21 protein-coding genes are annotated in these 26,770 nt (G+C 72.6%); 9 read left to right on the top strand and 12 right to left on the bottom strand.

Annotation, left to right across the window (positions count from 1 at the left end; translation table 11 throughout):
• Nucleotides 1-89: 89 nt before the first annotated feature.
• Together AB0912_RS33390 and AB0912_RS33395 are read right to left on the bottom strand one after the other, a co-directional pair.
• Complete coding sequence (locus AB0912_RS33390; protein WP_366706638.1) at nt 90-1,430, bottom strand: MFS transporter; 1,341 nt, start codon at nt 1,428-1,430, stop codon at nt 90-92.
• A gap of 64 nt (nt 1,431-1,494) precedes the next feature.
• Nucleotides 1,495-1,941, bottom strand: a complete 447-nt coding sequence (locus AB0912_RS33395; RefSeq protein WP_366706600.1) for a MarR family transcriptional regulator — start codon at nt 1,939-1,941, stop codon at nt 1,495-1,497.
• A gap of 327 nt (nt 1,942-2,268) precedes the next feature.
• Here AB0912_RS33395 and AB0912_RS33400 point away from each other — a divergent pair, with 327 nt between their 5' ends.
• A complete protein-coding gene (locus AB0912_RS33400) occupies nt 2,269-4,596 on the top strand; it encodes an ATP-binding protein (protein WP_366706602.1) in 2,328 nt (775 codons plus the stop codon).
• Here AB0912_RS33400 and AB0912_RS33405 read toward each other — a convergent pair.
• Complete coding sequence (locus tag AB0912_RS33405) at nt 4,548-5,024, bottom strand: response regulator (protein WP_366706604.1); 477 nt, start codon at nt 5,022-5,024, stop codon at nt 4,548-4,550. The two genes, AB0912_RS33400 and AB0912_RS33405, sit on opposite strands and share 49 nt — an antisense overlap.
• Before the next feature lie 2 nt (nt 5,025-5,026).
• On the bottom strand, nt 5,027-6,829 hold the full coding sequence (locus tag AB0912_RS33410) for a GAF domain-containing SpoIIE family protein phosphatase (RefSeq protein WP_366706606.1): 1,803 nt from the start codon (nt 6,827-6,829) through the stop codon (nt 5,027-5,029).
• Between the two features lie 310 nt (nt 6,830-7,139).
• Here AB0912_RS33410 and AB0912_RS33415 point away from each other — a divergent pair, with 310 nt between their 5' ends.
• Complete coding sequence (locus AB0912_RS33415; protein ID WP_366706608.1) at nt 7,140-8,279, top strand: ferritin-like protein; 1,140 nt, start codon at nt 7,140-7,142, stop codon at nt 8,277-8,279.
• Between the two features lie 116 nt (nt 8,280-8,395).
• Here the strand turns inward: AB0912_RS33415 and AB0912_RS33420 are convergent, their stop codons facing one another.
• The gene (locus AB0912_RS33420; protein ID WP_366706610.1) at nt 8,396-8,743 is read right to left on the bottom strand and encodes a VOC family protein; all 348 of its coding nucleotides are present in this window, start codon (nt 8,741-8,743) and stop codon (nt 8,396-8,398) included.
• Nucleotides 8,744-9,046: 303 nt separating this feature from the next.
• Here AB0912_RS33420 and AB0912_RS33425 point away from each other — a divergent pair, with 303 nt between their 5' ends.
• On the top strand, nt 9,047-10,366 hold the full coding sequence (locus AB0912_RS33425) for a phosphatase PAP2 family protein (RefSeq protein ID WP_366706612.1): 1,320 nt from the start codon (nt 9,047-9,049) through the stop codon (nt 10,364-10,366).
• Between the two features lie 51 nt (nt 10,367-10,417).
• Here the strand turns inward: AB0912_RS33425 and AB0912_RS33430 are convergent, their stop codons facing one another.
• Nucleotides 10,418-12,202, bottom strand: a complete 1,785-nt coding sequence (locus tag AB0912_RS33430) for a SpoIIE family protein phosphatase (RefSeq protein WP_366706614.1) — start codon at nt 12,200-12,202, stop codon at nt 10,418-10,420.
• Nucleotides 12,203-12,600: 398 nt separating this feature from the next.
• Here AB0912_RS33430 and AB0912_RS33435 point away from each other — a divergent pair, with 398 nt between their 5' ends.
• Nucleotides 12,601-13,257 carry a hypothetical protein gene (locus AB0912_RS33435; RefSeq protein ID WP_366706616.1) on the top strand — a complete coding sequence of 219 codons (657 nt, stop codon included), beginning with the start codon at nt 12,601-12,603 and terminating at the stop codon, nt 13,255-13,257.
• Between the two features lie 48 nt (nt 13,258-13,305).
• On the top strand, nt 13,306-13,674 hold the full coding sequence (locus AB0912_RS33440; RefSeq protein WP_366706618.1) for a hypothetical protein: 369 nt from the start codon (nt 13,306-13,308) through the stop codon (nt 13,672-13,674).
• A 129-nt stretch (nt 13,675-13,803) separates the two neighbouring features.
• On the opposite strand, the gene AB0912_RS33445 is transcribed toward AB0912_RS33440, so the two are convergent.
• The 3 genes from AB0912_RS33445 to AB0912_RS33455 form a co-directional block, all read right to left on the bottom strand.
• A complete protein-coding gene (locus tag AB0912_RS33445; protein WP_366706620.1) occupies nt 13,804-14,628 on the bottom strand; it encodes a DUF899 family protein in 825 nt (274 codons plus the stop codon).
• Nucleotides 14,629-14,796: 168 nt separating this feature from the next.
• On the bottom strand, nt 14,797-15,198 hold the full coding sequence (locus tag AB0912_RS33450) for a hypothetical protein (RefSeq protein ID WP_366706622.1): 402 nt from the start codon (nt 15,196-15,198) through the stop codon (nt 14,797-14,799).
• A gap of 80 nt (nt 15,199-15,278) precedes the next feature.
• Complete coding sequence (locus AB0912_RS33455; RefSeq protein WP_366706624.1) at nt 15,279-15,788, bottom strand: SRPBCC family protein; 510 nt, start codon at nt 15,786-15,788, stop codon at nt 15,279-15,281.
• Nucleotides 15,789-16,096: 308 nt separating this feature from the next.
• On the opposite strand from AB0912_RS33455, the gene AB0912_RS33460 reads away from it, so the two are divergent.
• Entirely contained in the window at nt 16,097-17,308 is a 1,212-nt protein-coding gene (locus tag AB0912_RS33460) for an MFS transporter (RefSeq protein ID WP_366706626.1), read from the top strand.
• A gap of 72 nt (nt 17,309-17,380) precedes the next feature.
• Here AB0912_RS33460 and AB0912_RS33465 read toward each other — a convergent pair whose 3' ends face one another.
• Nucleotides 17,381-18,697, bottom strand: a complete 1,317-nt coding sequence (locus tag AB0912_RS33465) for an aromatic ring-hydroxylating dioxygenase subunit alpha (RefSeq protein WP_366706628.1) — start codon at nt 18,695-18,697, stop codon at nt 17,381-17,383.
• Nucleotides 18,698-19,384: 687 nt separating this feature from the next.
• Between AB0912_RS33465 and AB0912_RS33470 the strand changes: the two genes are divergently transcribed.
• Complete coding sequence (locus AB0912_RS33470) at nt 19,385-23,659, top strand: discoidin domain-containing protein (protein ID WP_366706630.1); 4,275 nt, start codon at nt 19,385-19,387, stop codon at nt 23,657-23,659.
• Between the two features lie 101 nt (nt 23,660-23,760).
• Here the strand turns inward: AB0912_RS33470 and AB0912_RS33475 are convergent, their stop codons facing one another.
• Nucleotides 23,761-24,372 carry a DUF4232 domain-containing protein gene (locus AB0912_RS33475; RefSeq protein ID WP_366706632.1) on the bottom strand — a complete coding sequence of 204 codons (612 nt, stop codon included), beginning with the start codon at nt 24,370-24,372 and terminating at the stop codon, nt 23,761-23,763.
• A gap of 149 nt (nt 24,373-24,521) precedes the next feature.
• Entirely contained in the window at nt 24,522-25,016 is a 495-nt protein-coding gene (locus AB0912_RS33480) for a MarR family transcriptional regulator (RefSeq protein WP_366706634.1), read from the bottom strand.
• A gap of 93 nt (nt 25,017-25,109) precedes the next feature.
• Here AB0912_RS33480 and AB0912_RS33485 point away from each other — a divergent pair, with 93 nt between their 5' ends.
• Entirely contained in the window at nt 25,110-25,976 is an 867-nt protein-coding gene (locus tag AB0912_RS33485) for an alpha/beta hydrolase (RefSeq protein ID WP_366706640.1), read from the top strand.
• Nucleotides 25,977-26,077: 101 nt separating this feature from the next.
• A complete protein-coding gene (locus tag AB0912_RS33490; RefSeq protein ID WP_366706636.1) occupies nt 26,078-26,680 on the top strand; it encodes a DinB family protein in 603 nt (200 codons plus the stop codon).
• Nucleotides 26,681-26,770: the final 90 nt, after the last annotated feature.

Below are 26,770 nucleotides of genomic sequence, written 5' to 3' on the forward strand. Positions count from 1 at the left end.
CTCCGCCTTGCAGCTGCACGCACCCTGCCCCGCTCGGCCCAGCCGACAAGGCGCCGCACTCCGGCGCCACCTGATCCAAACGACACGCCCTAGTCGTCCTCGCCGGTGCCGGCGGCCAGCCCGCGCAGGCTCCGGTCGAAGACGGTGGTGAGCAGGAACAGCACTCCGGCGCCGAGCATGATCCAGGCCAGGTGGTGCATCCCCCCGGTGCCGGCCCGCTCGTCGAAGGACGCGGCGGTGGCCGAGGAGGCGATCATCGACCCCATGTAGGCGAACGTCCGCAGCAGGCCGGCGGAGGAGCCGGTGCGTGCGGGGTCCGACTGGAAGTAGACGGAGTTCTGCAGGGCCAGGCTGTTCGAGCCCTGGGGCACACCGAAGACGACGGCCAGCAGGACCAGGGCCCATACCGGGCTCGCCGGGGTGAGCGTCAGCATCAGCAGGCAGGCCACGATCTGGCCGACGCCGCCCAGCAGAAGCTTGCCGAGGACCCCGCCGCGCCGCCCGACGGTCACCGACACGCAGATCCCGACCAGGAACATCGGGATCTGCACCAGCCCCGCGTGGAACGGCGAGAGCCCGTAGCTCTCCTCCGTCCACTGGGTGAACCCGTAGAGGAACGCGTACGACACGACGTAGGCGACCAGCGCCCTCCCGTAGGTGGCCAGCAGCGGAGCGTTCCCGCCGAGGACCCTGAGATCGATGAACGGCGTCCTCGCGCGCAGCTCCCGCACGGTGAAGGCGGCACCGGCGGCGAGGGTGATCACCGGGAGATACCAGAGGCCGGCCCGCAGGTTCATCAGGAACAGCAGCAGCGAGAACAGCATGGCGGCGAACAGGGCCATGCCCGGGAGATCGATCTCGGCGGCCAGGCCTCCGCGCCGGGCCGCCTGCGGCCGTGCCTGCCGGGGCAGTCGCAGCGCGCCGAGGACGACCGCGACCACGGCGAGGGGGATGTTGAGCGCGAACGTCGAGCGCCATCCGCCCAGCCCGATCAGCAGACCGCCCAGCAGCGGTCCCACCACGGCGATGGTCTGGTTGGTCACCGCCAGCGTGGTCAGCACGCCCGCGGGGCTGTCCTCCCCGGTCCGTTCGGCCTCCGCGCGCAGCAGGGCCATGGCGGCGGGGTACCCGGCGCACGTACCGAACCCGAGCAGGACGCGCGCCCCGATGAGCACGCCGAGGTTCGGGGCGAGGGTGCCGACGACACCGGCGACGCCCACGAGGGTGGTGCTCAGGAGGAACAGACGCCGGGGGCCGAAGATGTCGATCAGCCGGCCGACGATCGGCTGCCCCAGCGCGGTCGCCAGATACAGGGCCGAGACGAGCCAGGCGGTCTGCGAGGCCGGCGCCCCGAACGCGACCCCGATGGGCACGAGCGCGACGGCGATGATGGTCGAGTTGACCGGGTTGAGGATCGAACCCAGCATCATCGGCGGCAGCAGCCGCCGGTCGAAACCGGACCTCCTGGTGTCGCCGGTTACGGCGGTGCTCTGGTCAGTCACGGACAAGTCGCTCCAGTACGTCCATGGCCGCTATCACGGTCCGGCGCTCTTCCTCGGTGCACTTGTGCTGCAGTTCGGCGGCGAGCCACTCGCCGCGCGCCTGCCGGCCGGCCTCGGCCCGCGCGCGCCCCTCGGCGGTGAGCGCGATCAGCAGTCGGCGGCCGTCGGCGGGATCGCGGCGCCGCTCCACCAGGCCCCGGCTTTCCAGGGCGCCCACCGTGGCGGCCATCGACTGGTGGCGCATGCCCTCCCAGGCGGCGAGGTCGCTGGTCGTGAGCCCCTCGACGTCCGTGAGCCGCGCCAGGACCGATCCCTGGGTGAGGCTGAGGTCTTCGGTGCTCCCGGCGGCCCGGATACGACGGCGCAGCCGCCCGATCACGGCCCTGACCTGCTGCGAGGCCCGGACGGCTGAGGGCGACAGCCCACGATCATCACTCATGCTCCCAGCCTAGGATCGCCGGCCCAGGATGTCCAGTTTACCTGTGCAGTTTGCCTGGACGACCATTGCGGGAGCGGGAGCGGGAGCGGGAGCGGGAGCGGGAGCGGAACCGGAACCGGAACCAGAACCGGGATCGGGCTCGGAACCGGGATCGGGCTCGGAACCGGGACGGAGACCGAGGCCGGGACCACCGGCCACGAGCCGGGCGCGGTGCGCGGTGTGGTCCGGGCGGTGAGGTGCGCCGCAGGTGTCGCGTGTGCCGTCCGTCCACCGGTGGGGGAGGATGCGCGGGAACGAACGATCGGCTCAAAGCGGAGGTGCGGGCGCGTGGCGGAGGACTGGCTGTCGCGGCGGGCCCGGGCGGCGGAGCGGGCGGTACCGGGCGCGTTCGACCTGGCGGAGTGCGTCCGCGAGCCGATCCACCTCCTGGGCGGCGTCCAGTCGTACGGCACCCTCCTCGCCGTCGACGCGGCCACCGGCGTGGTCGACACGGCGGCGGCGAACACCGGCTCCCTGCTCGGTGTGCCGGCCGAGGATCTGGTCGGCGGCCCCGTCACCCGCGTCCTGGAAGCCGCCGACTGGGCCGAGGCACTGGAGGCCACCAGCGGCGAGGACGCGCCGTCCGCCGCACTGCCCGTGACGGCCGGCGAGGCCTCCGCACACGGCACCTTCGACCTGTCCGCCCACCGCAGCGGCACCCTGCTCGTCCTGGAGTTCGAGCCGCGCGACGAGCGCGAGGCGTTCCGCTTCTCCGGCTTCTACCAGGGCGTCCGCCGGGCCCTCGCCCGGATGCGGTCCGCGGCCACGGTCGCGGACTGCTGCCACGCCGCCGTCAAGGAGATCCGGGCGCTGACCGGTTTCGACCGCGTCGTCGCCTACCGCTTCGACGGCCCCGACGGACCCGGCGAGGTGGTGGCCGAGGAGGTCACCGAGGCGTGGGAACCGTGGCTGGGACTCTGGTTCCCCGCCACCGACATCCCCCCGCAGGCCCGCCGGCTCTACCAGGACAACTGGATCCGGGTCATCACCGACGTGGACGACCCGACCGTCCGCCTCTACCCCGAGATCCGGCCGGGCACCGGGCAGCCGCTGGACCTGTCGGGCGCGGCGCTGCGCACGGTCTCCGCGTTCCACCTGGAGTACCTGCGCAACATCGACGTCCGCTCGTCCATGTCCGTCTCCGTGCTGCGCGAGGGGAGCCTGTGGGGCCTCATCGCCTGCCACGGAGCCGCCCCCAAGGTCCTGGCACCGGAGGTCCGCTCCGCCTGCGAGCTGTTCGGCGCCGCGTTCTCCCTGCAACTGGCCGCCATCGAGGAGCGCGAACGGGCCGACGGCTTCGCCCGCTCCGGCGCCCGCGCCGGTGCCGTCGCCGAACTTCTCGACGCCGACGTGGAAGCCTCCCTGCTGCGCCACGAGGACGCGTTCCGCGGGCTGGCGAACGCCGACGGGGTCGCCCTGGCGCGCGCCGGCCGCGTGGTCACCGCCGGACTGCCGCTCCCCGACCAACTGGCCGCCGAACTGCGCCGCCGCGCCGCCCTCATGACGCCCGGCACCGTATGGTCCACGGACCGGCTGCCCGAAGTCCTGGCCGCCGACGCGGAGGAGGAACCGGACGTCCGGGCGGACGGGCCCGCGGGCCTGCTGATGGTCTCGCTCGGCAGATCCGGCGAGTTCCTGGCCTGGACCCGCGCGGAGCGGCCGATGCCCCGCGAGTGGGCCGCCGACCCGGCGGCACCCGTCCGCGTCGGCCCCCGCGGCGAACGGCTCACCCCCCGTGGCTCGGGCGCTGTCTTCCGGTCCGTGATGCGCGGGCGCAGCCTGCCGTGGACCGCCCAGGACCAGTCGGCGGCCCTGGAGATGTGGCGCCTGCTCACCGGCCTGGTCCTGCGCCACGCGAACGAACTGGGCCGCCTCAACGACGAACTCCGCATGATCAACGTGGATCTGGACTCCTTCGCCCACGCCGCCGCCCACGACCTCAAGGAACCGCTGCGCGGCATCTCGAACGCCGCCACTTTCACCCTGGAGGACGCGGCCGGCGACCTCGACGCGACCAGCGTGCGGCGGCTGGAGACCATGCGGCGGCTGGCCGGCCGTATGGACGAACTCCTCAACTCCCTTCTGCACTACGCCCGGCTGGGCCGCGGCGGACTGCGACGGGACGACGTCTCACTGGACGAGGTGGTCGACACCGCCCTGGAGGTGGCGGGCCCGCGCCTCGACGACGAGCGGGTCACCGTCCTCCGGCCGCCCGCCCTGGGCCGGGTCCGCGCGGACGCCGACCGGCTCTACGAGATCCTCGTCAACCTGCTTGTGAACGCCGCCAAGTACGCCGCCGACCGCCCCGACCGCACGGTCGAGATCGCCGTCGAGACCGTGCCCGCCCGGGACGGCGCGGAAAGCGAACGGGCCCTCGTCGTACGGGACAACGGCATCGGTATCCCGGCCGGCCGGCAGAACGAGGTCTTCGACCTGTTCCGGCGGCTGCACGGACCGGCCGAGTACGGCGGCGGAACCGGTGTGGGACTCGCCGTGGTGAAACGGATCGTGGAACGCCACGGCGGACGCCTGTGGCTGGAGAGCGAACCGGGCCGGGGGACGGCCTTCTACTTCACGCTCGGCGACCCCGGAGCACCGGCCCCCGAGTCCTCCTGACCCTTGGTCTGCTGCCAGTAGTCGATCGCCCCTTTGAGGACGGTCCGGAAGAGAGCGAAGTTCACCGGCTTGTAGATGTAGCTGTCGGCGCCCGCCGCGTAGCAGGCGTCGACCTCGGCCGGCGCCGTGGACGAGGTGAACACGATCAACGTCACCTCCGCGAGCTGCGGATGCGCGCGGATCGCGCCGAGCACCGCGTGCCCGCTCAGCCCCGGCATGTTGAGGTCGAGCAGCACCAGACCGGGCAACTCGGCCGCGGCCAGGAGCCGTTCGGCGATCCCCTCACCGTGGTCGGTGAACTCCAGCCGCAGATCCGGATGGGTGCGCCGCAGCGCCCGCTCGATGGCCTCGGCGTCCTCCGCGGAGTCCTCCACCACGAGAATCCACTGGTTGTCGACCCGCCGGCCGCCCCCGTCCACGTGCCCCATGCTCACTCCCTCACCTCGGCGATCAGTACGGCGGTGTCGTCGTCGCCCGCCGCGCGGAACTCCGACGCCAGCGAGACCAACCGGTCGGCCGCGGAAGGCCCTTGGCCGATGCGGCGGACCGCGCCCGCGAGCCGCTCCTCGAAGAAGCTGCCGTCCGCGCCCCGCGCTTCGAGCAGCCCGTCCGTGAACAGCACCAGGGACTCACCCCGGCCGAGCGTCAGCCGGAAGGGCGCGTACTCGGCCCGGGGCATCACACCGAGGAGTACGCCTCCCGCCTTCAGCTCCTCCACCACCGTGCCGTCCGCGCTCCGCACCACCGGCCGCGGATGCCCGGCGTTGGCCAGCTCGACCTCCCAGCCGTCCGACACGGGGATGAGCAGTGCCACGAGCGCGGTGACGAACCGGGAACTGCGCTCGGCGATGAGCGCGCGGTTCAGCCGGGCCAGCGCCTGTCCGGGCGCGGTCCCGTCCTCCAGGAGCGTCCGCAGGGTGTGCCGCGCCAGACCGGTCAGCGCCGCCGCCTCCGCACCGCGCCCGCACACGTCCCCGATGATCAGGGCGAGCCGGCCGTCGGCGGTGACCACCGCGTCGTAGAAGTCGCCGCCCACCTCCAGCGAGTCGTCCGCCACCTCGTAGGCGCTGCTCAGGACCAGCCCGGGGACCTCCGGCAGCTCCCGGGGGAGCAGATGCCGCTGGAGGATCTCCACATGGCGGCGCCGCTGCTCGTACAGGGTGCTGGTGTCGATGGCGAGAGCGGCGCGTCCGGCGAGGTCGCCGAGCATGCGCAGGTTCTCGACGCCCTCGGCATTGTGGTGCAGGAACGTCAGGGTGCCAAGGGTCCGTCCCCGCGCGCGCAGCGGGCTGACGCTCACCACGCGGACGGCGGCCCCGTGGCCCTCGGAACCGGGGCCGAACGGGCCGCCGGACAGGTCGGCGCCGCGCAGCAGCGCGCCCTCGGCCCGCTCCGAGGCGCCGCGCAGCGCCTTGCCGAGCCACGCGTCGTGCAGCGACACCTCCGCCAGCCAGTCCTGCGCGGGCGCCGCCACATGCGCCGACGCCACCGGTGCGAGGCTGCCGTCGGCGCCGAAGAGATGGACGACACAGCCCTCCGCCATGGCCGGTACGGCCAGCCGGGCGACCCGGCGCAGCGTCTCCTCGACGTCCAGGCTGGAGTCCATCTGGAGCGACGCCTCGGCGAGGAACGCGTCCTCGACCTGCCGCCGCTCGTGCGCCCGGTGGACCAGCAGGCGGTGGTTGCTCGCCATCAGGATCTCCGCGACCTGCTCCAGCCGGGTCCGTACGGCCGGAACATCCTCGGGCCGGCTGTCCAGGCCCAGCCAGAGAGCCGCCCGGTCGGTGCCGAGCGGGAACACGCACTCCAGCACCGTGCCGGCCGCGCGGAACGCCTGCCCCGGCTCGCCGGGCCAGAGGGAGGCGTCGAGTGCCGAGCCGTCGTGCTCGATGACCACGGGCCCGTCGGCGGCGGCGTCGCCGTGCCGGCGGATCTCCTCGCCGACCGGCCGGCGCTCACCGGCCGGCGGACGGCGGGTGTCGGGGGCCGTCATGGCCGCCGTCAGCGTCCTGCTGTAGATCAGCCCCCGCGCGTCCCAGCGGACACCGCCCGCGACGACCGCGCCGGGCTGGGTCAGCAGCGCCCGGTACACCAGGTGGGCGAGATCGGTGACGTCCTGGACGCCGTTGGCCGCCAGCCAGAGGCCGTGCAGTTCCGCGGGCCAGCCGTCGGCTACCCGCCCCGGGTCCGGCCCGTGTACGTCCCGCTCCGCCTGCTCGGGTTCTTCCGGCATGGCCTCCGCTTCTTCCTCCGAGCCGCGTGAGGACGGCCTGTACCCGTCCCGACCTCGATCAGTTGTCATGAGGAAACTACCTGCTCCAGGAACCATACGGCGTCCGTCGCGCCCGGGCCGCGAGCCACCGGGACGTCACCGTGCCGGGAGCCGCCGCCCGCTTGTCCGCCGCTGGGCTGTCTGTGGGGAGAGGGCGCGCCACGCGGTCCGGGCACGGGGGCGGGGCGCGCCCCGGCTGTTAGCTTCATGATCGTCGGCGGCCTCCCGGCCCGCGGGTGAGGCCCGTGCCCGGGCGAGCGTGGAGGCTGCGGTGACGGAGACCAGAAGAACCCCCGAGGAACCGGCGGGCGCTTCCCTCGGGCGCCGGGGCTTCCTGGCGTCGGCCGCGCTGGCCGCCGCCGCGCCGGTCGCGGCGTCCTCCACAGCCCAGGCGTCGCGGCGCTCGGCTCCCGGGCGGCTCCCCGCCCCGGAGCGCGGACCGGCGGAACGCCTGCTCGCCGTCCCGCTCAGGCACCGCCGCGACGACTGGCTCCAGTCGGCCCTTCGGATCGCGGTACAGATCGAGTTCGCCACCATCCCGCCCTATCTGTGCGGCTGGTGGTCCGTCCAGGACCGCAAGAGCGAGGCCGCCCAGCTCATCCGCCGTGTCGTGCTGGACGAGATGTACCACCTCGGCGTGGTCTGCAACCTGCTCGTCGCGGTGGGCGGGCGGCCCGCCATCAGGGCGGCGGCACCCGTCTACCCGGGCCCGCTCCCCGGCGGGGTGCACCCCGGGCTCACCGTCTACCTGTCCGGCCTGACCAAGCCGTTCGTGCACGACGTGATGATGGCCATCGAGGCGCCCGCGGCCCCCCTCGCCGACAGCGCCGACGACCCCCTCAGCATCGGCCTGTTCTACGAGGAGCTGCTGCGGACGTTCCGGTCGACCGCACCCGACCTGTCCACGGCCCGGCAGTTGCGCCGGCGCGTCGGCGTGGACGAACTCCCCCTGGTCACCACCCTCGACGACGTCGAAAACGCCATCGACGCCATCCGCGAACAGGGCGAGGGCTCGTCCGGCTCACCGGCGGACGCGCCCGGCGACGACCACGTGGCCCACTACTACGCCTTCGCGGAGATCTACCACGGCCGGCAACTGCGCGAGGAAGGCGGCGACTGGCGCTACAGCGGGGCCGTCGTGCCCTTCCCCGACGCCCGGCCCATGGCCCGGGTCCCGGCCGGCGGCTGGGACAGCCCGCCCGACGCGGCCCGGCGGCTCCTGGACGCCTTCGACAGCGCGTACACGGCCATGCTGGACTCGCTCGACGCCGCGTGGGCCGACGGCGACGCGAAGGCGCTGGCCGCGGCGGTACGCGGCATGGGCAGGCTGGAGTCGCCGGCCGTGGAGCTGATGGAGATGCCGATCCCGGGCACCCAGAAGACGTACGGCCCGCAATTCCGGACCATCTGACCGCCTGTCCGCTTACCCCCTTGACGCGGGTCACCCCCTTGACTCGGGGGCAGCGCATCTGACCGCCCGGCTCGGCGGCGGGCCCGGTTCTCGGGTACCGCCGGCCGCCGGCGGCTCTATTCGACGGGGTTCTCGATCAGCGTGATCCGGTTGCCGTCGGGGTCGTGGAGCGCGGCGAACCGTACGGTCCGCGCTCCGGGCTGGACGTCCCCGGCCGTGAGCCCGCGCTCCGCGAGGTCGGCCAGCGCCTTGTCGAGGTCGTCCACGTTCAGGTTGAGCAGCGTCGAACCGGCGTGTTCCGGGTCCTGGAACACCTGGACCCAGCCCGTCGAGGTGAGGTGCCAGTCCGCGAGGCCGGGCATCGGCCGCAGATCGGCGGGCCGGCCCAGCAGCCGCTCGTACCAGGCCACCGCCCGCTCGATGTCACTCACCGGGGCGACCGCGAGAACGCGTGTGATGGTCATGGCGAAGACCTCTTTCTCATCGAGGGAGTGGTACCGCGCTGTCCTGCGGTGTGGAGACTCCTCCCGGACGCGAAACTCACCGCACTCGCCGCCGGCACCGATCCGTCCGGCCCCTTCGGGGTACGTGCACCGCTCCGATAACATCATGGGACTCACGGTGATCATCCTGATCGCCCGACCTTCACTAGAACAGGATGCCGTCTAGCCAGAAGGGTGAGCCCTGGATGACCGTCACCTAACACATCGGCCGAACAGTTGATATCTGCAACACCGCGCAAGCCCCCGAGAACAGGCAGTGGACTCGTGTCCGCCGTACGGCGTCGGCCCCAGGCGGATCTGTGGTCCGCGGCCTGTGTGGCGACCCTGGGATTCCTCATCGCGCTGGAGATCGTCGCGCGGCGGTACGGCGAACCGGGTCCGATCACCAATTTGGGGCGGGAGATGGTGCTCGCCCCGCACTCGGGGCCGCTGCTCTACGCCGGTCTGGCCCTGATGATGGTCGTGCTCACCTGGCGGCAGCGGTTCGTCGCGGCCGGCACCGCGATCGGCATCGACGTCGTCCTCACGCTGGTGCGGTGGGCGGCCGGCGCCGACCTCAACTTCGGCAGCGGCGCGCTGTGGGTGATGCTCGGCTGCGCGGTCGTGGCCTTCGTCCGCCGCACCGGCCGGGAACGCGCCCTGCTGCTGAAGGGCGTCGGGCTGGGCCTGCTGCTGGTGGGCGGGCACAAGACCGGCGACACCTGGCTGCTCATCACCTCGAAGACCCGCCACGACGTGCTCGACCCGTACGTGGCGACCGCCGATCACGCGCTCGGCAACCCCTCGTGGCTGGTCGGCCGTCTCGTCGAGGCCACCGACCCGATCGGCACCCATCTCCTCAACGCGGTCTACGGCCAGCTCCCGCTGGCGGCGGCCCTCTTCGGGCTCTACCAACTGCGCAACGTCGCCGCCGAACGCGGCTTCCCCGGCCACCACCTGGTGCGGACCTTCCTCGTCATAGGGCTGCTCGGCCCGGCGATCTACATGATCTTCCCGGTGGTCGGTCCGGTCTTCGCCTACAGCGCCGAGGGCGGCCCGTGGGCGGTGGCCCACCTGTGGCCCGGCACGGCGACGCCGGTCGGAGCGCCGCACGCGATCCCCTTCGACGGCATCACCCCCCGCAACTGCATGCCGAGCCTGCACACGGCCTGGGCCACCACCCTCTTCATCCACTCGCGCAAGGCCCCGCGCCCCATGCGCTGGGTGGGCACCTTCTGGCTGGTCGCCACCCTCACCGCGACGCTCGGATTCGGCTACCACTACGGCGCCGACCTGCTGGCCGGCGGGGTGTTCGCGCTCACCATCGAGGCGGCGATGCGCTCCTTCGACCGGGGCTGGGACCGCTCGGGCGTCCAGCTCGTCGGCTACGGGGCGACCGTCTTCACGGCGCTCCTGCTGTCCTATCGCTGGCTCCCCCTGGAGATGGCCCGGCACCCCTTCGTCTTCGGTCCGCTCCTCCTCCTCGCCACCGGCTCGGTGATCCATCTCTACGTCCGGACCACCGGCCTCTGGGACGCCGCACCGGGCCCGCGTCCCGCCTCCGCCCAGCAGGTCGAGCCGGAGCCGGCCCTCCAGCAGGCGTAAGCCGGGGCGCGCCGAGGCGGGCACCCCGAAGCCCGCCGCCGCGGGGGCCGGTCAGGCCGGGATGTCCTCGGGCCGGTCCTCGTCCAGCTCGAACCACACCGTCTTGCCCTCCGGCTCCGGCCGGACGTTCCACTGGTGGGCCAGCAGGTCGAGGAGCACCAGGCCACGGCCGGACGAGGACAGTTCGCCCGGGGCGCGCCGGTGCGGGACGTCGTCGCTCCGGTCGGTCACCTCCACCCGCAGCCGGCGGTGGTCCTGCGAACCGCTGATCTCGGCCCGCAGCACGGCGGCCTGCTCGGTGTGGACCAGCACGTTGCCGAGCAGCTCGGACGTGAGCAGGACCGCCGTGTCCACCTGGTCCGGACTGGCCCAGTCGTGCAGCAGCCCCTGAAGCTCCATGCGCGCGTCGGACAGACCGCGCGCCTGGTCCTGTTCGAGGGTGAGGAAGAGCCGCCTCTCGGGCGGGGCGGCGAGCGGATCGCCCGCGTCCCGGCGGAGCAGCAGCAGGGCGATGTCGTCCTCGGTGAGCGATGTGAGCTGCGGGTGTTCCCCCGGCTCGCCCGGGGCGACGACCGCGTTCAGCAGCCGGTCGGCCATGCCGTCGAGGTCCTCGGGCGTCCCGGGCGACAGGGCGTTGCGCACCCGCAGCCAGCCCGAGTACATATCGTGGCCGCCGGTCTCGATCAGACCGTCCGTGCACAGCATCAGGATCTCGCCCTCGTTCAGCGTGAGCACGTTGACCGGGTAGTCGTCCTCCCCGAGGCTCAGCCCGAGGGGCAGACCGCCGCTCAGGTGCTTGAGCAGACAGGTCCCGTCCGGAAGCCGCAGCACCGGGTGCGGATGCCCGGCCCGCGCGATGCGCAGGGTCCCGGTGAGCGGGTCGGCCTCCAGGTAGATGCAGGTGGCGAAGCGGTCCTCGTCGAGCGCCGCGAGGAACTGGGACGCCCTGACCAGCACCGCGTCGGGCCCGTGCCCCTCCGCCGCGTACGCGTGGATCGCCGTGCGGAGCTGGGACATCAGTCCGGCGGCGTGCACGTCGTGACCCTGGACGTCGCCGATCACCAGGCCGAGGCGCCCGTTGGGCAGGCTGAGGCTGTCGAACCAGTCGCCGCCGACCATGAGCCCGCCGCCGGTGGGGACGTACCGGGCGGCGACGCTCAGCCCGTCGACGCCGGGACCGATCCGGCTCATGCTGCTGCGCAGACTCTGGGAGAGGGCCAGGTCCGCCTCGTCGGTGTACGTGCGCTCGATGCTCTGGCCCAGCAGGCGGCCCACGGTGGCCAGCAGCGTACGGACCCCGTCGGTCATCTCCGTGGGAGCGCTGAAGGCGGCCATCCAGACGCCGGTGACCTGCCCGTACGTGGTCAGCGGCAGATACGCCCACGCCGCGTGCCCCGCGATCTCGCACGGCTTCCCGACGGACGGGAAGCGGGCCCGGTACTCGTCCGCCGAGGACAGGAAGACGGGCTTTCCGGTACGGACCGCCTGCGCCCCCGGGTGGTCGGCACCGAGCGGGACGCCGAAGTCGTCGGCCGCGCAGTCCGTGAACCCGAGCCGGGCCACGCAGTGCAGCCGCTCACGGTCCGACCGCAGCACCGCCTGGCTGCGCAACGGCAGCGAGGAGTCGGCCAGCCGGGGGACGAGGGCCAGCGCCTCGCGCAGTGTCTCGGCCCGAGCCAGGGCGTGACCCACCAGGAGATCGGCCTCGCGGCCCCGCAGCCGGTCCGAGGGGTCCGCCGCACCGTCACCCGCCGGACCCGCCATCCGGTTGAGCGCCTCGACCTGGCGTACCTCGGCGTCCTCCTCGGAGCCACGGCGCTCCCGCCCACCACCCACGTGCGCCCTCCCGTCACTGCCCGGCGGTCTCTTCCGACCTCCCCATGCTCCGTCGGTCCCGGGCACCCCGCCTCCCCAGCGCGGCGAGCGGCCACGACCCGGCCGAACGGGCGACGGGCCGGCCCGGTGACGCCCGGCGCCGACGGGCGGGCCGAGGCCGGCGGTCGCGGGCGGTTCCAGGACGGCCGGCGTGCGTGCGGAGGCCGGGGATCGCGGGCGGTTGCACGACGGCCGACGTCCGCACCCGTTCGGGTCACCGGGCGCGCGGAGAGCGCGACCGGGCCGCACGGTGGTGGTGCCGGCGCGGGAAACCGGCCGGCGGCGTCCCGACGCCGCGGCACGGTCCGCCCACCGCCTGCCGGCCGACCGGCTCTCGGGAGCGTTCACCAGGAGGTCTCGTGCACCACAAGCCGCTCCTCACGACAGCCGGCGAACTGCTGCGCCGGCGGCACGGTGGCTCGACGCGTGCTCCCAGGGCGACCCCCGAGGGGTTCGTCCTGGACAACACGAAGATCGCCGCGTTCGTCGCCGGCACGATCGGCCCCGAGGACGAGGCGGTACTCGCCGACGAGGTGGCCCGGCTGCTCCCCCACCACTGGGACCTCCCCACCAAGTCCGTCGAGGCGCTGACCCCGCTGGTCGACCACCTCGGCGGTCAGCCGCGGCTCATGGCCTGGCTGGACCGGCACCCGGGCCTGCCCCGGCTGACGGCACGGATCTACGTCCTGCTCGGCCACCTCGACCACTACAGCGAGGACCCCGCCGTCCTCGACGCGGTGCGGCAGGCCAGGTCCCAAAACCCCTATCCCACCGGCCTGCGCGGCTATCTCACACCGGAGACCAACGACGAGACGCTGGGCGGTCTCGCCTTCCGGATCGAGGAACTCCTCGGCGACAACCGGCAGCAGGACGCCACCGCGCTGGCCTTGACGACCGCCGACTGGCTGCGCCGGGCCGCCCAGGACGCGCAGGACCCGACCTCCGAGGTCCGCGAGATGGGCGAGCTGATGGGCCATATGCACCAGGACATCGGCGAGGCCGCACCGCGTCCCTGACCCACTGGAAGACGACCGCCGACGACGGCTTTCGGGCAGGATGGCCCCATGACAAAGCTCTCCGTACGGCCGGCCGGTCGAGGCTCCTCCGGCTCGGTGCTGTCGCTGTGGTCCCAGGACTCCGTCCTGTCGATCGGGTCGGTGGGCTCCGTGCTGTCGGTCGGGTCCGTCGGTTCGGCCCTGTCGGTCGGATCGATCGGCAGCGCCCTGTCCTTCGGGTCGATCGGTTCGTCCCTGTCGCTGATCTCGGCGGGGTCCTGGCTCAGTACGGGGTCCGTCCTGTCCGCGCAGTCCCGCTGGTCCGTACTGTCCTGGCGCGCTTCCCGCGGCTTCCTGACGGCGGGCGCCGTGGGTGCCGTGGCCGGCGGAGCCGTGCTGGCGGCCCGGTTGCTGCGCACGGCCGCCCCACGGGACTGAACCCCGCCGCACTCCTGAACCGGGCCCCGCCGCACCCCCCTCACCCAAGGTGCGCCCCGCCCCACCCGTGGTCCGGGACGGCCCCTCACGGAGGCCGCCGGTGGGGCCGGTGGGGGAGCGGGGGGCGGATCAGTGGTGGCCGCCCCGTCGGCCGAGGGTGTCGACGGGCGTCGCGCGGGGGCGGGTCCACTGCGGCACGGGGCGGCTCGTCGGACCCCAGGTGGCGTTCCCGTCCGCGTCCGAGCGCCAGTACCAGCAGGGGCGGGCGCTGGTCGGCGGGTGCCCCTCGCCGGCCTCGCCGGCCTCGCCGGCCCCCGTCGCTCCCTCGGGCCTGTCCTCCCAGGCCTCGCCGCGCCCGTACGGAGTCATGTCGAGCAGGGCCAGGGAGCCGTTCACGCGCTCGTTGCCACGGCCCGTGGTCGAGTACGTGAGGAACACCCGGTCGCCGTCGCGCAGGAAGCAGGCGAGGTACCCCATCGCCCCGCCGACCGGCGCGGGCACCTCCCGTACCGAATACCAGGGCTCGGTGTAGCCCATGAAGGCGACATAGGGGGCCACCTCGTCCCACGGGCCCGTGGTCAGGACGGCGAAGGAGACGCCGCGGGCGTTGAGGTACACGCTGTCCTTGAGGTGCCACGCGGTGGTCGTACAGCCCTCGCACTGCCCCTGGTGCGGCGCGCCGTCGTGCCACATGTGCTGGTACACGACGAGTTCGTCACGGCCCTGGAAGAGGTCCAGGAACGGCACCGGGCCGTCGGCTCCGACGACCTCGACCGTCCCGTCCAGCTCCACCATCGGCAGCCGGCGCAGGGCCGCGGCGATGGCGTCGCCCTCCCGGGTATGGGCCTTCTCGCGGACCAGCAGCTCGTCACGGGCGGCCTGCCAGGTGGCCAGGTCGACGACGGGCGGCCGTCCGGGCAGCACGCCGGTGGGCTCGTCCGGTGCGGTCGTCATGATGGCGTCCTCCGAGGTGTCTCGTGCGGGACGGCGTCCCGCGGTCACCGACAGAAGACTCCCGCCCCGCCCGGAACTCATCGCCGCACGGCCCACCGGCGCGTCGGCCGGCCCGTGGTGGAACCGGCTCACACGGGCCGCCCCGGTCCACCACCACGGCACCGCCGGTCACGGGAACCGCGACGGGGCAACGCGCAGCGCCGTGCGCCGCCGCGTCACGAGGAACAGCGCGATCCCGCCCACGAGGGCGAGCACGCCGAGGGCCAGCAGGATCCGCGGATCGAGCAGCCCGTCCGTACAACTGCCGCCGGAGCGCGTCGTGGTGCAGTAGGTGCCGGGACCGTGCCGGTTGAGGTAGGCGAGGAGGAAGAGGGGCGGGCTCGCGCTCGACACCAGACCCGACAGGCCCCGCCCCGCGTCGCGGCGCCTGGCCAGCAGGACGGTGGCGATCACCGGGATCGGCAGGATGAGGATCCCGATCGAGAGGATGCTCAGCAGTGCCAGCAGATAGCCGGCGCCGGTCAGTGCCCATCCGGTGAACAGCAGCCAGTCGCGTCGCTCGGGTGCCATGCCGTGTCCCTACCCTTCGACGGGCCGCTTCACCGCTCGGTCAGGCGTGTGCCGATCTCGCCGCTCCGCCACCGCGCCGCTCACACCGAACGGTTGTGCTCCAGCTCGCGCTTCAGGTTGCGCAGGGTGATCTCTATGTTGCGGCTCTGGAAGGCGGCGAACGTCCTGCCCGAGGTGACGACCCAGTCGAAGGCCCGGGCGACGGAAGCCGGCCACCTGCGGCGGTCGTCGGTCCACGTCTCCGTCACGCGCGTACCGCCGTCGACCGCCTCGAAGCGGTACTCCCACGTCGCGATCGGAGCCCGCAGCCGGGGACGGCCGATCCCGATCGCGCAGACACGGAAGGCGAAGCGGCTGCCGGGATCGGCCGCCGTCACCTTGCACCGGGTCACCCACCGGAACATCCCGCGCTTGTTGCGCCCCACGAAGGTGGTCCCCACAGTGGCCGGACCGGACGGGGAGTCGGGGGTGGTGCCCCGGTTCTCCGGGCTCCAGCGGCCCATGTCCGCCGGGCAGCTCACCGCCCGGAAGGCGGTCTCGGGGGACACGTCGACGACGATGCTGCTGCTCACGGTGAACACACGGGGCACTGCGGGCCTCCCGACCGACCGGACACGCACTTACTGGAGAGTAGGGATCATGGCACGGCGGGTGCCGCCCGCGGCGGGCAGGGCCGGTGCCCCGACGGGCCGGGCCGTGATCCACCGGCCGCGATCCACCGACCGATCGCGGAATGTGCGGCCCCGTGGCGTCACCGCACTCCTCGGGGCCTCACACTGGTCTCTGAGGTGCTCCGGGCAATGGCGCTCGGCACGACCGGACCCGGGAGGCGCCGGCGGACCTTCTCCGCCCGCACCCGCGTCCCCTGCCCGCTGTTCCCGAAAGGTTCTCCCGCACCATGCCCCTGGCTCTGCTGGCCCTGGCCGCCATCGCGTTCGGAATCGGCACGACCGAGTTCGCCACGATGGGACTGCTGCCCCAGATCGCCGACGGGATCGACGTGTCCGTACCGCACGCCGGGAACGTCGTGTCGGCGTACGCGCTCGGTGTCGTCGTCGGCGCGCCGGTGCTGACGGGCATCGGCGCGCGCGTCCCGCACAAGCGGCTGCTGCTGCTCCTGACCGGCCTGTTCGTGGTCGGCAACGTGGCGTCCGCCTTCGCCCCGGGCTTCGGCACGCTCTTCGCGGCCCGGTTCCTCGCCGGCCTGCCGCACGGCGCGCTGTTCGGCGTGGGCGCCGTCGTCGCCTCCCGCCTGGTCGCCCCGGAGCGGGCGGCGCGAGCGGTCTCCAGGATGTTCCTCGGCCTCACCGTCGCCAACATCGTCGGGGTGCCCCTGGTCACGGCGCTCGGCCAGCACCTGGGCTGGCGGGCCGCCTACGGCGCGGTCGGCGTCATCGGCCTGATAGCCCTGGCGGCCCTGGCCGCCTTCGTCCCGCACCAGCCCCGAGGCCCCCAGTCCGGCATCCGCCACGAACTGCGGGCGATGGGCAACCGGCAGGTCGCGATCGGCCTGGCCACCGCGGTCGTCGGATTCGGCGGGTTCTTCGCCGTCTACAGCTACCTGGTGCCCATGCTGAACCACCTGACCGGCATCTCCGGCACCTCGATCACCTGGGTCCTCGCGCTCTACGGCGTCGGCATGACCCTCGGCACCCTGCTCGCCGGACCGCTCACCGACCGGGCCCTGCGCCCGACCCTGTACGCGGGTCTCATCCTGCTCGCCGGCGGCCTGGTCACGTTCTACTTCACGGTCCACAGCACCGTCCCCGCCCTGCTGACCATCACCTTCATCGGCGCGATGGGCTCCCTGATCACCACGCCCGTGCAGATGCTGCTCATGGCCAAGGCGAAGAACGCCCCGACGATGGCGGCGGCCTCCAACCACTCCGCCTTCAACCTGGCCAACGCCGGCGGCGCCTGGCTCGGTGGTCTGGTCATCTCCGCCGGCTGGGGCTGGGCGTCCCCCAACCTCGTCGGCGCGGCCCTCGCCGTGGCCGGTCTGGGTCTCGCCTTCACGGGCGGTCTCATGGACCGCGGACAGCGCCGCTCCGAGATCGTCACCGAGGGCACTCCGGTGACGGAGCGCGAGACACCCGTCCCCAACGCCTGAGCCGTCGGACCCGTGCCCGCTTTGCTTCCGCACACGGTGCCGAGGGGCCCGGCCGACGACGGTCACGAGCGGCTACTCCACCCCGGCCGCGCCCTCCGCCGCCGGTGCCGCCGACCGCATCGCCTCGCTGTCACGCGCCTCGCCGTCACGCGGCCCGTCGTCACGTGCCTCGCCGTCGTGCGCCGCCCCGGCCCGGTGTGAGGGGGTGGCCAACCCGCACGGCGTGCAGCCGGCCGTCGCCTCCGGGCGCAAGGGCACTCCGTTGTCGCGCAGCACGTCGCGCAGGTCGAGGATCAGCGGGAACACCTCGTGGTTGCGGTCCTCGCCCTGCTCGTCCCACGCCCGCTGCTCCGCCTCGACCGCGGTCCGGTCCTGGGCGAACACGCGCTCGGTGAAACGCCGGATGAGCGGCCACGCCAGATGCAGCGCCCCCGGGACGGCCGGCTTCGCGATCGTGAGCAGACCGTAGGCGTGGTTGAGGCGCTGCTCCGCGTCCTCGGGCACATAGGCCGCCCAGAGCGAGAACGCCGGGAGTTCGGAGCCCTCCGGCACGCCCCGGAGGGTCTGGTACGGGTATTCGGTGCGGATGGTGATCACATCGGGCGTGTCCCGCCCGCCGACCCCCTCCGCCGACAGCAGCCCCGCGCCCCGGTCCTTGCGGCCTCCGGCGGGCACGAAGAGATAGCGCGCCTCCACGTGCCGGGGCCCGCTCTCGTAGCCGAGCAGTTCGGGCCGGATCCTGCCGAGCACGCTGCGGTGCAGGAACTGGTGGTTCATGTCGAGCAGGTTCTCGTGCATGAACGAGTAGTGGCAGCGCACCGTGCGCGAGAACGTCATCGTCCGGTGCGCGGGGGAGTGGTACTCCGGCAGCCGGGGGAAGGCCGCCGCCTCGGCCAGGGCCGGGTCCCCCGGGAACACGAACACCAGGCCGTACGCCTCGCGGACCGGATACGAACGCACCCCGCGCGGCGGCCGTTCGCAGCCCTTGGGGAGATACGGGATCTGCGAGATGCGGCCGTCGCCCCGGTAGGCCCAGGCGTGATAGCAGCAGCGCAGGATGTCGCCCTCGACCACTCCCATGCTCAGCGGCACCTGCCGGTGCGCGCAGCGGTCCTCCAGCGCGTGGACGGTGCCGCCGCGCCCCCGGTACAGCGCGATCCGCTGTCCGGCGAACGCCGTCGCGAACGTCCGGTTGCGCCGCACGTTCCGCGAGGTCGCCACGGGATACCAGTGGTCCGGCGCGATCCCGGTCCGCCGCAGATCCGGCACCGGACCGGGAAGGTCCCGAAGGCGCCCGTCCACGCGGTGCGGCGGGAACGTCCCGGGGGTCGCGGCGGAACGCCGGTCCTGCCGGTCTGCTCCGGGTCGGTCGGGGCGGGCCTCGGTCATGGGATGGGGTCCCTTGCGCTCGGGCGGAAGGTCGTCACGTACCGCGCGATCCGCGCGGTCCACCGGACGCGGAACCGGGCGAGGTTCCGCATCCCCACGGTCGCCGGGGGTGCCGCGGTCGGCAACCGCGGAGGTGCGTTGGTGTGGCGCGGCGGTACCCGGGCACCGACGCCGGGCTGCGCGCCCCCGGGCGGGGCTTCTCCGCGTCCCGCCGATGTCCGGCTCGCGCAACCGATTGCGCGTGGTCGGCGCGGAGATCGACCTCCCAGGCACAGCCAAGCAGCGCAATAACTTGCGTGACTTGCGCTCGCTTGCGAGCCGGCTCCGGCCGCCGCCCCCGCCCTCGATCGGCCCGCTCTGAACGGCAGCCCGAGGGGGCGAAGTGGCCCCAGCGCCCGCCCGCCGCCCGCCCCGTACGTCACACCACGTGACGCCCCCTCGCCGTCGAGGCCCGCGGGAGGCCGGTGAAACTTGTGCCGCACGGACCGTAGACGGACTCGCATTGCTCTGCAATATTGCGATGAAACATTGCAAGAACCTGCGTGCGCACCCCTGTGGGGGTCGCGCGCCTCTCCGGGGACGGCACCCCCGCCGTCCCGCCCGCCGTACCGCGCCACCGCTCTGCCCAGGAACGAGCCGACCTCGCCGCCCCTCCGGCGCGCGAACCTCCGCAGGGAGTGACCCCGCATGACTCGACACAAGCCGAGATCGTGGAGACGCCGCGCAGCGACCGCTGTGCTCGCCTCCACCGTCATGGTTCTAGGCCTGCCCGCCGTAGGCGCCCAAGCGGCCGGCGGTCCCGACACCGCCGCGGACGCCGCGACCAAGGCCGGCAGCGCACGGGACGCGCACGCCGCCGCCAACGTCACCGACGGCGACCGCGACACCTACTGGCAGGCCGGCAAGAAGTCCGCCCAGTGGGTGCAGACCGACCTCGGGCGCACCCGGCGCGTCCGCCAGGTCGTGCTCCGGCTGCCCGAGCACTGGCAGACCCGCAGGCAGACGCTGGCGCTCCAGGGCAGCGCCGACGGAAAGAGCTTCGCCACGCTCAAGTCCTCGGCGCAGTACGTCTTCAGCCCCGGCAACGACAACACCGTGAAGGTCTCCTTCCCCGCGACCCTCGCCCGTTACGTACGCGCCGACTTCAGCGACAACTCGGCCGCCGCCACCGCCCAGCTCGCCGAGCTGCAGGTCCTCACGGCCGCCGCGCAGACCCCCAACCTCGCCCAGGGCAAGCCGTTCACCGAGAGCGGGCACGCCGACGTGTACGGCGCGGCCAACGCGGGCGACGGCAACCGGGCCACCTACTGGGAGAGCACCAACAACGCCTTCCCGCAGTGGATCAAGGTCGACCTCGGCTCCTCGGTCAAGGTGAACCAGGTGGCGCTGCGGCTGCCCTCCGGATGGCCGAGCCGCAGTCAGACACTCAAGATCCAGGGCTCGACCGACAACCAGAACTTCACCGACCTGACGGCCTCGAAGGCGTACACCTTCGACAGCGGCACCGACCAGTCGGCGACCATCAACCTCGACACCACCACGACGCGTTACGTGCGCGTGCTGATCACCGCCAACAGCGCTTGGCCCGCGGGGCAGTTGTCCGAGCTGGAGGTCTACGGACCGGCCGCCGGCGACACCCAGGCCCCGACCGCGCCGGCCAACCTGAGCTACACCGAGCCGGCCACCGGGCAGATCAGGCTCAACTGGAGCGCGGCGACCGACGACACCGGCGTCACCGGCTACGACATCTACGCAAACGGCCAGCTCCGCGCGAGCGTCGCCGGGAACGTCCTCACCTACACCGACACCCAGCCGGCCGGCACCGACATCACGTACTTCGTGCGGGCCAAGGACGCCGCCGGCAACGTCTCGGCCAACAGCAACAGCGTCACCCGCAAGGGAACGTCCGGCGACACCCAGGCCCCCACCGCCCCGGGCAATCTCGCCTACACGCAGTCCGGCGGCGACGTGAAGCTCACCTGGCAGGCGTCGAGCGACAACGTCAAGGTCACCGGCTACGACGTCTACGCCAACAACCAGCTCCTCAAGTCCGTCGCCGGTGACGTCCTGACGTACACCGACACCCCCTCCGCCACGGCCACCGTCACCTACTACGTGAAGGCGAAGGACGCCGCCGGGAACGTGTCGGCCGCGAGCAACAGCGTCACCCGGACCGGCTCCACCGGCGGCGGCTCCAACCTCGCCCAGGGCAAGCCGATCGACGCCTCCTCCTCCACCTTCACCTTCGTCGCCGCCAACGCCAACGACGGCTCGACGAGCACCTATTGGGAGAGCGCCGGCGGCGCCTACCCGGCCACCCTCACCACCAGGCTGGGCGCCAACGCCGACCTGAGCCAGGTCGTCGTCAAGCTCAGCCCGGACTCGGCGTGGGCGACCCGTACACAGAACATCCAGGTCCTCGGACGGGACCAGGACGCGACGGCCTTCACCAGCCTCGCCGCCGCGAAGGACTACACGTTCAACCCCGCGAGCGGCAACACCGTGACCATCCCGGTCTCCGGCTCCGCCGCCGACATCCAGCTCAAGTTCACCTCCAACACCGGCGCTCCGGGCGCGCAGGTCGCCGAGTTCCAGGTGATCGGCACCCCGGCCGCCAACCCCGACCTCAAGGTCACCGGCATCACCAACACGCCCGCCGCGCCCGTCGAGTCGGACGCGATCAGCCTCACCGCGACCGTCACCAACAGCGGCACCAAGGCGTCCAAGGCCACCGACCTGAACTTCACCCTCGGCGGAACCAAGGTCGCCACGGCCGACGTCCCCGCCCTCGCCGCGGGCGAGACCAAGACGGTCACCGCGAGCATCGGCGCCCGGGACGCGGGCAGTTACTCCGTCGGCGCCGAGGTGGACCCCTCGAACAAGGTCATCGAGCAGAACGAGGCGAACAACGTCTTCGTCCGCTCCGACGCCCTCGTCGTCAAGCCCGTCTCCAGCTCCGACCTGCTCGCCGCGCCCGTCGCCTGGAGCCCCTCCAGCCCCTCGGCCGGTGACGACGTCAAGTTCACCGTCGCGATCAAGAACCAGGGCAGCGTCGCCTCCGCCTCCGGCGCCCACGGCGTCACCCTGACGATCCAGGACTCCAAGGGCGCCACGGTCAAGACGCTCACCGGCTCCTACAACGGCGCCATCGCCGCGGGCCAAACGACCGCACCGGTCAGCCTCGGCTCGTGGACGGCCGTCAACGGCAAGTACACCGTCAAGACCGTCATCGCCGACGACGCCAACGAACTCCCGGTCAAGCGCGCCAACAACACCACCAGCCAGCCCCTGTTCGTCGGCCGCGGCGCCGACATGCCGTACGACATGTACGAGGCCGAGGACGGCACCGTCGGCGGCGGCGCCAAGGTCGTCGGCCCGAACCGGACCGTCGGCGACATCGCTGGCGAGGCCAGCGGCCGCAAGGCGGTCACCCTCAGCGCCACCGGCCAGTACGTCGAGTGGACCACCCGCGCGGCCACCAACACCCTGGTGACCCGCTTCTCGATCCCCGACGGCACCAACACCACGCTCAACGTCTACGTCGACGGCCAGTTCCTCAAGGCCATCGACCTCACCTCGCAGTACGCCTGGCTGTACGGCAGCGAGACCGCGCCCGGCAACTCGCCCGGCTCCGGCGCACCGCGCCACATCTACGACGAGGCGAACCTGCTGCTCGGCAAGACCGTGCCGGCCGGTTCGAAGATCCGGCTGCAGAAGGACGCCGCCAACACCTCCACCTACGCCATCGACTTCGTCAACACCGAGCAGGCGACCGCCACCGCGAACCCGGACCCGGCCGCCTACGCCGTCCCGACCGGCTTCACGCACCAGGACGTGCAGAACGCGCTCGACAAGGTCCGCATGGACACCACGGGCAAGCTGGTCGGCGTCTACCTGCCGGCCGGCGACTACGAGACCTCCAGCAAGTTCCAGGTCTACGGCAAGGCCGTCAAGGTCGTCGGAGCCGGGCCGTGGTTCACCCGCTTCCGCGCCCCGTCCTCCCAGGAGAACACCGACGTCGGCTTCCGGGCCGAGGCGACCGCGAAGGGCTCGACGTTCGCCGGCTTCGCCTACTTCGGCAACTACACGTCCCGGATCGACGGCCCGGGCAAGGTGTTCGACTTCTCCAACGTCTCCGACATCACCATCGACAACGTCTGGGTCGAGCACATGGTGTGCCTCTACTGGGGCGCCAACACCGACAACATGACCATCAAGAACTCCCGCATCCGTGACACGTTCGCCGACGGCGTCAACATGACGAACGGCTCCACGGACAACCACGTCGTCAACAACGACGCCCGAGCCACCGGCGACGACAGCTTCGCGCTCTTCTCGGCGATCGACGCCGGCGGCGCCGACGAGAAGAACAACCTCTACGAGAACCTCACGTCCACCCTCACCTGGCGAGCGGCCGGAATAGCCGTCTACGGCGGCTACAACAACACCTTCCGCAACATCCGGGTGGCGGACACCCTCGTGTACTCCGGCATCACGATCTCCTCGCTGGACTTCGGCTACGCCATGAACGGCTTCGGCACCGAGCCGACGACGATCGAGAACGTCTCCCTGGAGAGAACGGGCGGCCACTTCTGGGGCACGCAGGTCTTCCCCGCCATCTGGGCCTTCTCCGCCTCGAAGGTGTTCCAGGGCATCCGGGTCAACGACGTGGACATCGACGACTCCACCTACGGAGGCGTCATGTTCCAGACCAACTACGTCGGTGGCCAGCCGCAGTTCCCGGTCAAGGACACCATCTTCACCGACATCTCCATCACCAACTCCAAGAAGAGCGGAGACGCGTTCGACGCCAAGTCCGGCTTCGGCATCTGGGCCAACGAGCTTCCCGAACCCGGTCAGGGCCCGGCGGTGGGCGAGGCGACCTTCCGCAACCTGCGGATGAGCGGCAACGCCCAGGACATCCGCAACACCACCAGCACGTTCAAGATCAACGTCCAGTAGTCATCGGCCGGTTGCCGGTAGTCGGCGCACACCGCCGAACGGCGCGGGGCCGCCCTCCGAGAGGGTGGCCCCGCGCCGCCGTGTGCTCCGGTCCGAGCAGGTCAGCCGGACACGTCGATGTGCTTGGCGAGCGCGGTGACGCGGAGGTCGCCGTGGTCGACCCACTCGGGGAAGGCGAGGGTCTTGTGCCGGGTGGCGGCGGGCGGGGTGATCTCCAGGTAGGAGGCGTGCACGGCCTGGGACGTGCCGGTGTCGGCATGCGTCCAGGACACGACGGCCTCCGCGCTCTCGCCGTCCTTGAGGGTGAGGGTCTTGGTCCCCGGGTTACGGGCGTACCAGGTGTCGCCCCAGTGGGTGTGGGCCGACAGCGTCTTGTGGGCCGCGTTCTCCAGGCCCAGGCCCGGGAAGCCGCGCAGCGCGCACGTGGTGCCGCTGAGGTTGCGGAGCCTGACGACGACGCCCTGGTGGTTCATGCCGCCGGCCAGCTTCGTACCGAAGGTCGCCTTGAGCGCGGAGGCGGCACAGGTGGGCGTGGACTTCGCCGTGGACGCGCCGGCGCCGCTCGCGGCCTGCGCGACGCCCGCCCCGGTGAGCCCCAGCGCGGCGACCGCGGCGGCGGCGAGCGCCGTGCGGCGCAGCCGGCGGTCGGCGCGGACACCTCCCGTGGAACCGGAGGCGGCGGTCTGGTCGGTGGTGCTGTGGCGGTCGCTCATGGCAGTGCTCTCCACTCGTGTTCACCGGCGCGGGCCGGCCGTGCGCCCGCGCCGTCTTCTGGTGCCGTACACGAGGTCCGATGAGCGGCCGGACGGAAAAGTTCGCGGAAAATCGAAAAAGGTTCACAACATCCGGGCCGGGTCCCCGCTCAGCTCACCCGGGGCGGCTCCGCCTGGGCGAGGTCGACGTCCTCGAACAGCTCCAGCATCCGGCCCAGTACGTGCAGACACGCGTCGACGTCGGCGGAGGTGAGGTCGCCGCCGGCCTGACGCAGCAGGGCGTGCTCGCGGGCGGTCGCGGCCGTGATGGCGGCACGGCCTCGGTCGGTCAGCCGGATCAGCGAGGAGCGCTGGTGCGCCGGGTTCGGGATGGTCTCCACAAGGTGGTGGGCCGCGGCCTCGTTCACCATCCGCTGGACGAACTGGCGGCTCAGCGACTGGGCCCGGCCCATCTGGGGGACGGTCAGGGGGCCGTGCTCGCGCAGCAGATCGAGCACGGCGCGGACCCCGGCGGACAGATCCGGGGCGGCGTCCTGCTCGATCTTGCGCTGGACGCGCCGGTAGAGCGGTCCCACGAGGGCGAAGACCTCCATGAGCCGTTCGGGCAGTTCGTCGGGGCCGAGAGGACGGGAGGTGTCGGTCACACCCCCATCATGACACCTCGGTTGTCATGACCGCTCGATTATGACACCTTGGTTGTCATGATGGACGACGCGATGGGCAACGTGATGGAGAGCATGAGAAAGAACAGGGCCCCCTCCTCGACCGCCGAGCCCGTGCCCCGGGTCCGCGCCTTCGCCTCCGCGGACGGCCTGCTGGCCTACCGCGACGAGGGCCCCCGCTCAGGACACCCCGTGGTCCTGCTGCACCCGGGCTTCGCGGACCACACCGAGTTCGACAACCTCGTTCCCCGCCTGGTCGGGCACGGCTGGCGCGTCATCGCCCCGGACGCCCGCGGCCACGGCCGGTCGGCGAACGCGAGCAGGCCCTTCCGCCAGACCGACGACCTGGCCGCCCTGCTCGGGCACCTCGGTCTGGACGCCCCGGCCGTCCTGGTCGGCATCTCGATGGGCGCGCTCATCGCCATCGACACCGCCCTCGAACATCCCTCTCTGGTAAGCGCGTTGGTGGTGAGCGGCCGGGGCCTGGGCGAGCCGGACGCCGGTGACGCCTGGTCCGCGGCCCGCCGGGACGAGCAGACCCGGGCGCTGGCCGCGGGCGACATCCCCGGCTGGCTCGACGGCCTGACCCGGTGGGCGGCGGGCCCCTCCCGCACCCCCGCGGATCTCGGTCCCGAACTGGTCGGCCACCTACGGGAGATGGCGACCCGCACGCTGGCCAAGCACACCCCCGACGAGCCGGACCACAGCGTTCCGGTGGCGGACGTGGCCGCACGCGCCCAGGACATCGCCGTACCGGTCCTGGCCGTCAACGGCACCCTGGACACGCCCGCCTGCCTGGACACCGTCACCGCTCTCATGGAAGCGGTCCCGCACGGCCGGACCGTCGACCTGGAAGGGGCAGGCCACCACACGTCGCTGGAACGGCCGGAGGAGTTCGCCGCCATCCTCGTGACCTTCCTGCGGGAGGTGTACGGCGACTGAGCGCGCCGGGAGTGTGCCGGAGGCGCGCCGGGAGTGCGCGGGGCACGCGCGAGGGAGTCGAGGGGGAGCCGGTGTCAGTGGCGGGTGGGAGACTGCCCGGCATGATGGATCACGACGCCAAAGCCGATCTCCTCCGCTACCTCCAGGAAGCCCGCGACGCCCTGGTGTGGAAGCTCGACGGGCTGGGGGAGTACGACATCCGACGCCCCCTCACCCCGACGGGGACGAACCTGCTGGGGCTGGTGAAACACCTCTCCGGCGTGGAGCTGGGGTACTTCGGGGACACCTTCGGGCGCCCCTACTTCGGCCACCAGGACACCCCGGCCTGGTGGTACACGAAGGACACCGAGCCCAACGCCGACATGTGGGCCGGCCCGGAGGAGTCGCGGGAGCAGATCGTCGGCCTGTACCGCGAGGCGTGGAAGCACGCGGACGGCACCATCGAGTCCCTGGCGCTGGACGCGACCGGTCACGTGCCCTGGTGGCCCGAGGAGCGAAGCGAGGTGACCCTCCATCACGTCGTCGTGAGAGTCCTGGCCGAGACCCACCGGCACGCGGGGCACGCGGACATCGTGCGGGAGCTGGTCGACGGGGCCGCCGGGGAGAGGAAGGACGGCGGCAGCCTCCCGGACGCCGACCGGGCCGACTGGCAGCGGTACCGGGACCGACTGGAGCAGGCGGCCCGCGAGGCCGGTGACGCCTAGGGCGTGTCGTTTGGATCATGTGGCGGGTCGCGGGGCAGGGCACGCACATCTGCGGCGTTGTCGTCGGTTGCCGACGCTCCGCGTCGTCGC

The sequence above is a fragment of the Streptomyces sp. NPDC007084 genome (assembly GCF_040703595.1).
Lineage (GTDB): Bacteria > Actinomycetota > Actinomycetes > Streptomycetales > Streptomycetaceae > Streptomyces.

Coding starts and splice junctions, on each gene's coding strand:
- AB0912_RS33450 (WP_366706622.1), bottom strand. CDS start 15,198: ATGGCACCCGAGCGACGCGACTGGCTGCTGTTCACCGGATGGGCACTG.
- AB0912_RS33490 (WP_366706636.1), top strand. CDS start 26,078: ATGATGGATCACGACGCCAAAGCCGATCTCCTCCGCTACCTCCAGGAA.
- AB0912_RS33485 (WP_366706640.1), top strand. CDS start 25,110: ATGAGAAAGAACAGGGCCCCCTCCTCGACCGCCGAGCCCGTGCCCCGG.
- AB0912_RS33470 (WP_366706630.1), top strand. CDS start 19,385: ATGACTCGACACAAGCCGAGATCGTGGAGACGCCGCGCAGCGACCGCT.
- AB0912_RS33460 (WP_366706626.1), top strand. CDS start 16,097: ATGCCCCTGGCTCTGCTGGCCCTGGCCGCCATCGCGTTCGGAATCGGC.
- AB0912_RS33440 (WP_366706618.1), top strand. CDS start 13,306: ATGACAAAGCTCTCCGTACGGCCGGCCGGTCGAGGCTCCTCCGGCTCG.
- AB0912_RS33395 (WP_366706600.1), bottom strand. CDS start 1,941: ATGAGTGATGATCGTGGGCTGTCGCCCTCAGCCGTCCGGGCCTCGCAG.
- AB0912_RS33410 (WP_366706606.1), bottom strand. CDS start 6,829: ATGCCGGAAGAACCCGAGCAGGCGGAGCGGGACGTACACGGGCCGGAC.
- AB0912_RS33445 (WP_366706620.1), bottom strand. CDS start 14,628: ATGACGACCGCACCGGACGAGCCCACCGGCGTGCTGCCCGGACGGCCG.
- AB0912_RS33420 (WP_366706610.1), bottom strand. CDS start 8,743: ATGACCATCACACGCGTTCTCGCGGTCGCCCCGGTGAGTGACATCGAG.
- AB0912_RS33390 (WP_366706638.1), bottom strand. CDS start 1,430: ATGATGCTGGGTTCGATCCTCAACCCGGTCAACTCGACCATCATCGCC.
- AB0912_RS33405 (WP_366706604.1), bottom strand. CDS start 5,024: ATGGGGCACGTGGACGGGGGCGGCCGGCGGGTCGACAACCAGTGGATT.
- AB0912_RS33475 (WP_366706632.1), bottom strand. CDS start 24,372: ATGAGCGACCGCCACAGCACCACCGACCAGACCGCCGCCTCCGGTTCC.
- AB0912_RS33465 (WP_366706628.1), bottom strand. CDS start 18,697: ATGACCGAGGCCCGCCCCGACCGACCCGGAGCAGACCGGCAGGACCGG.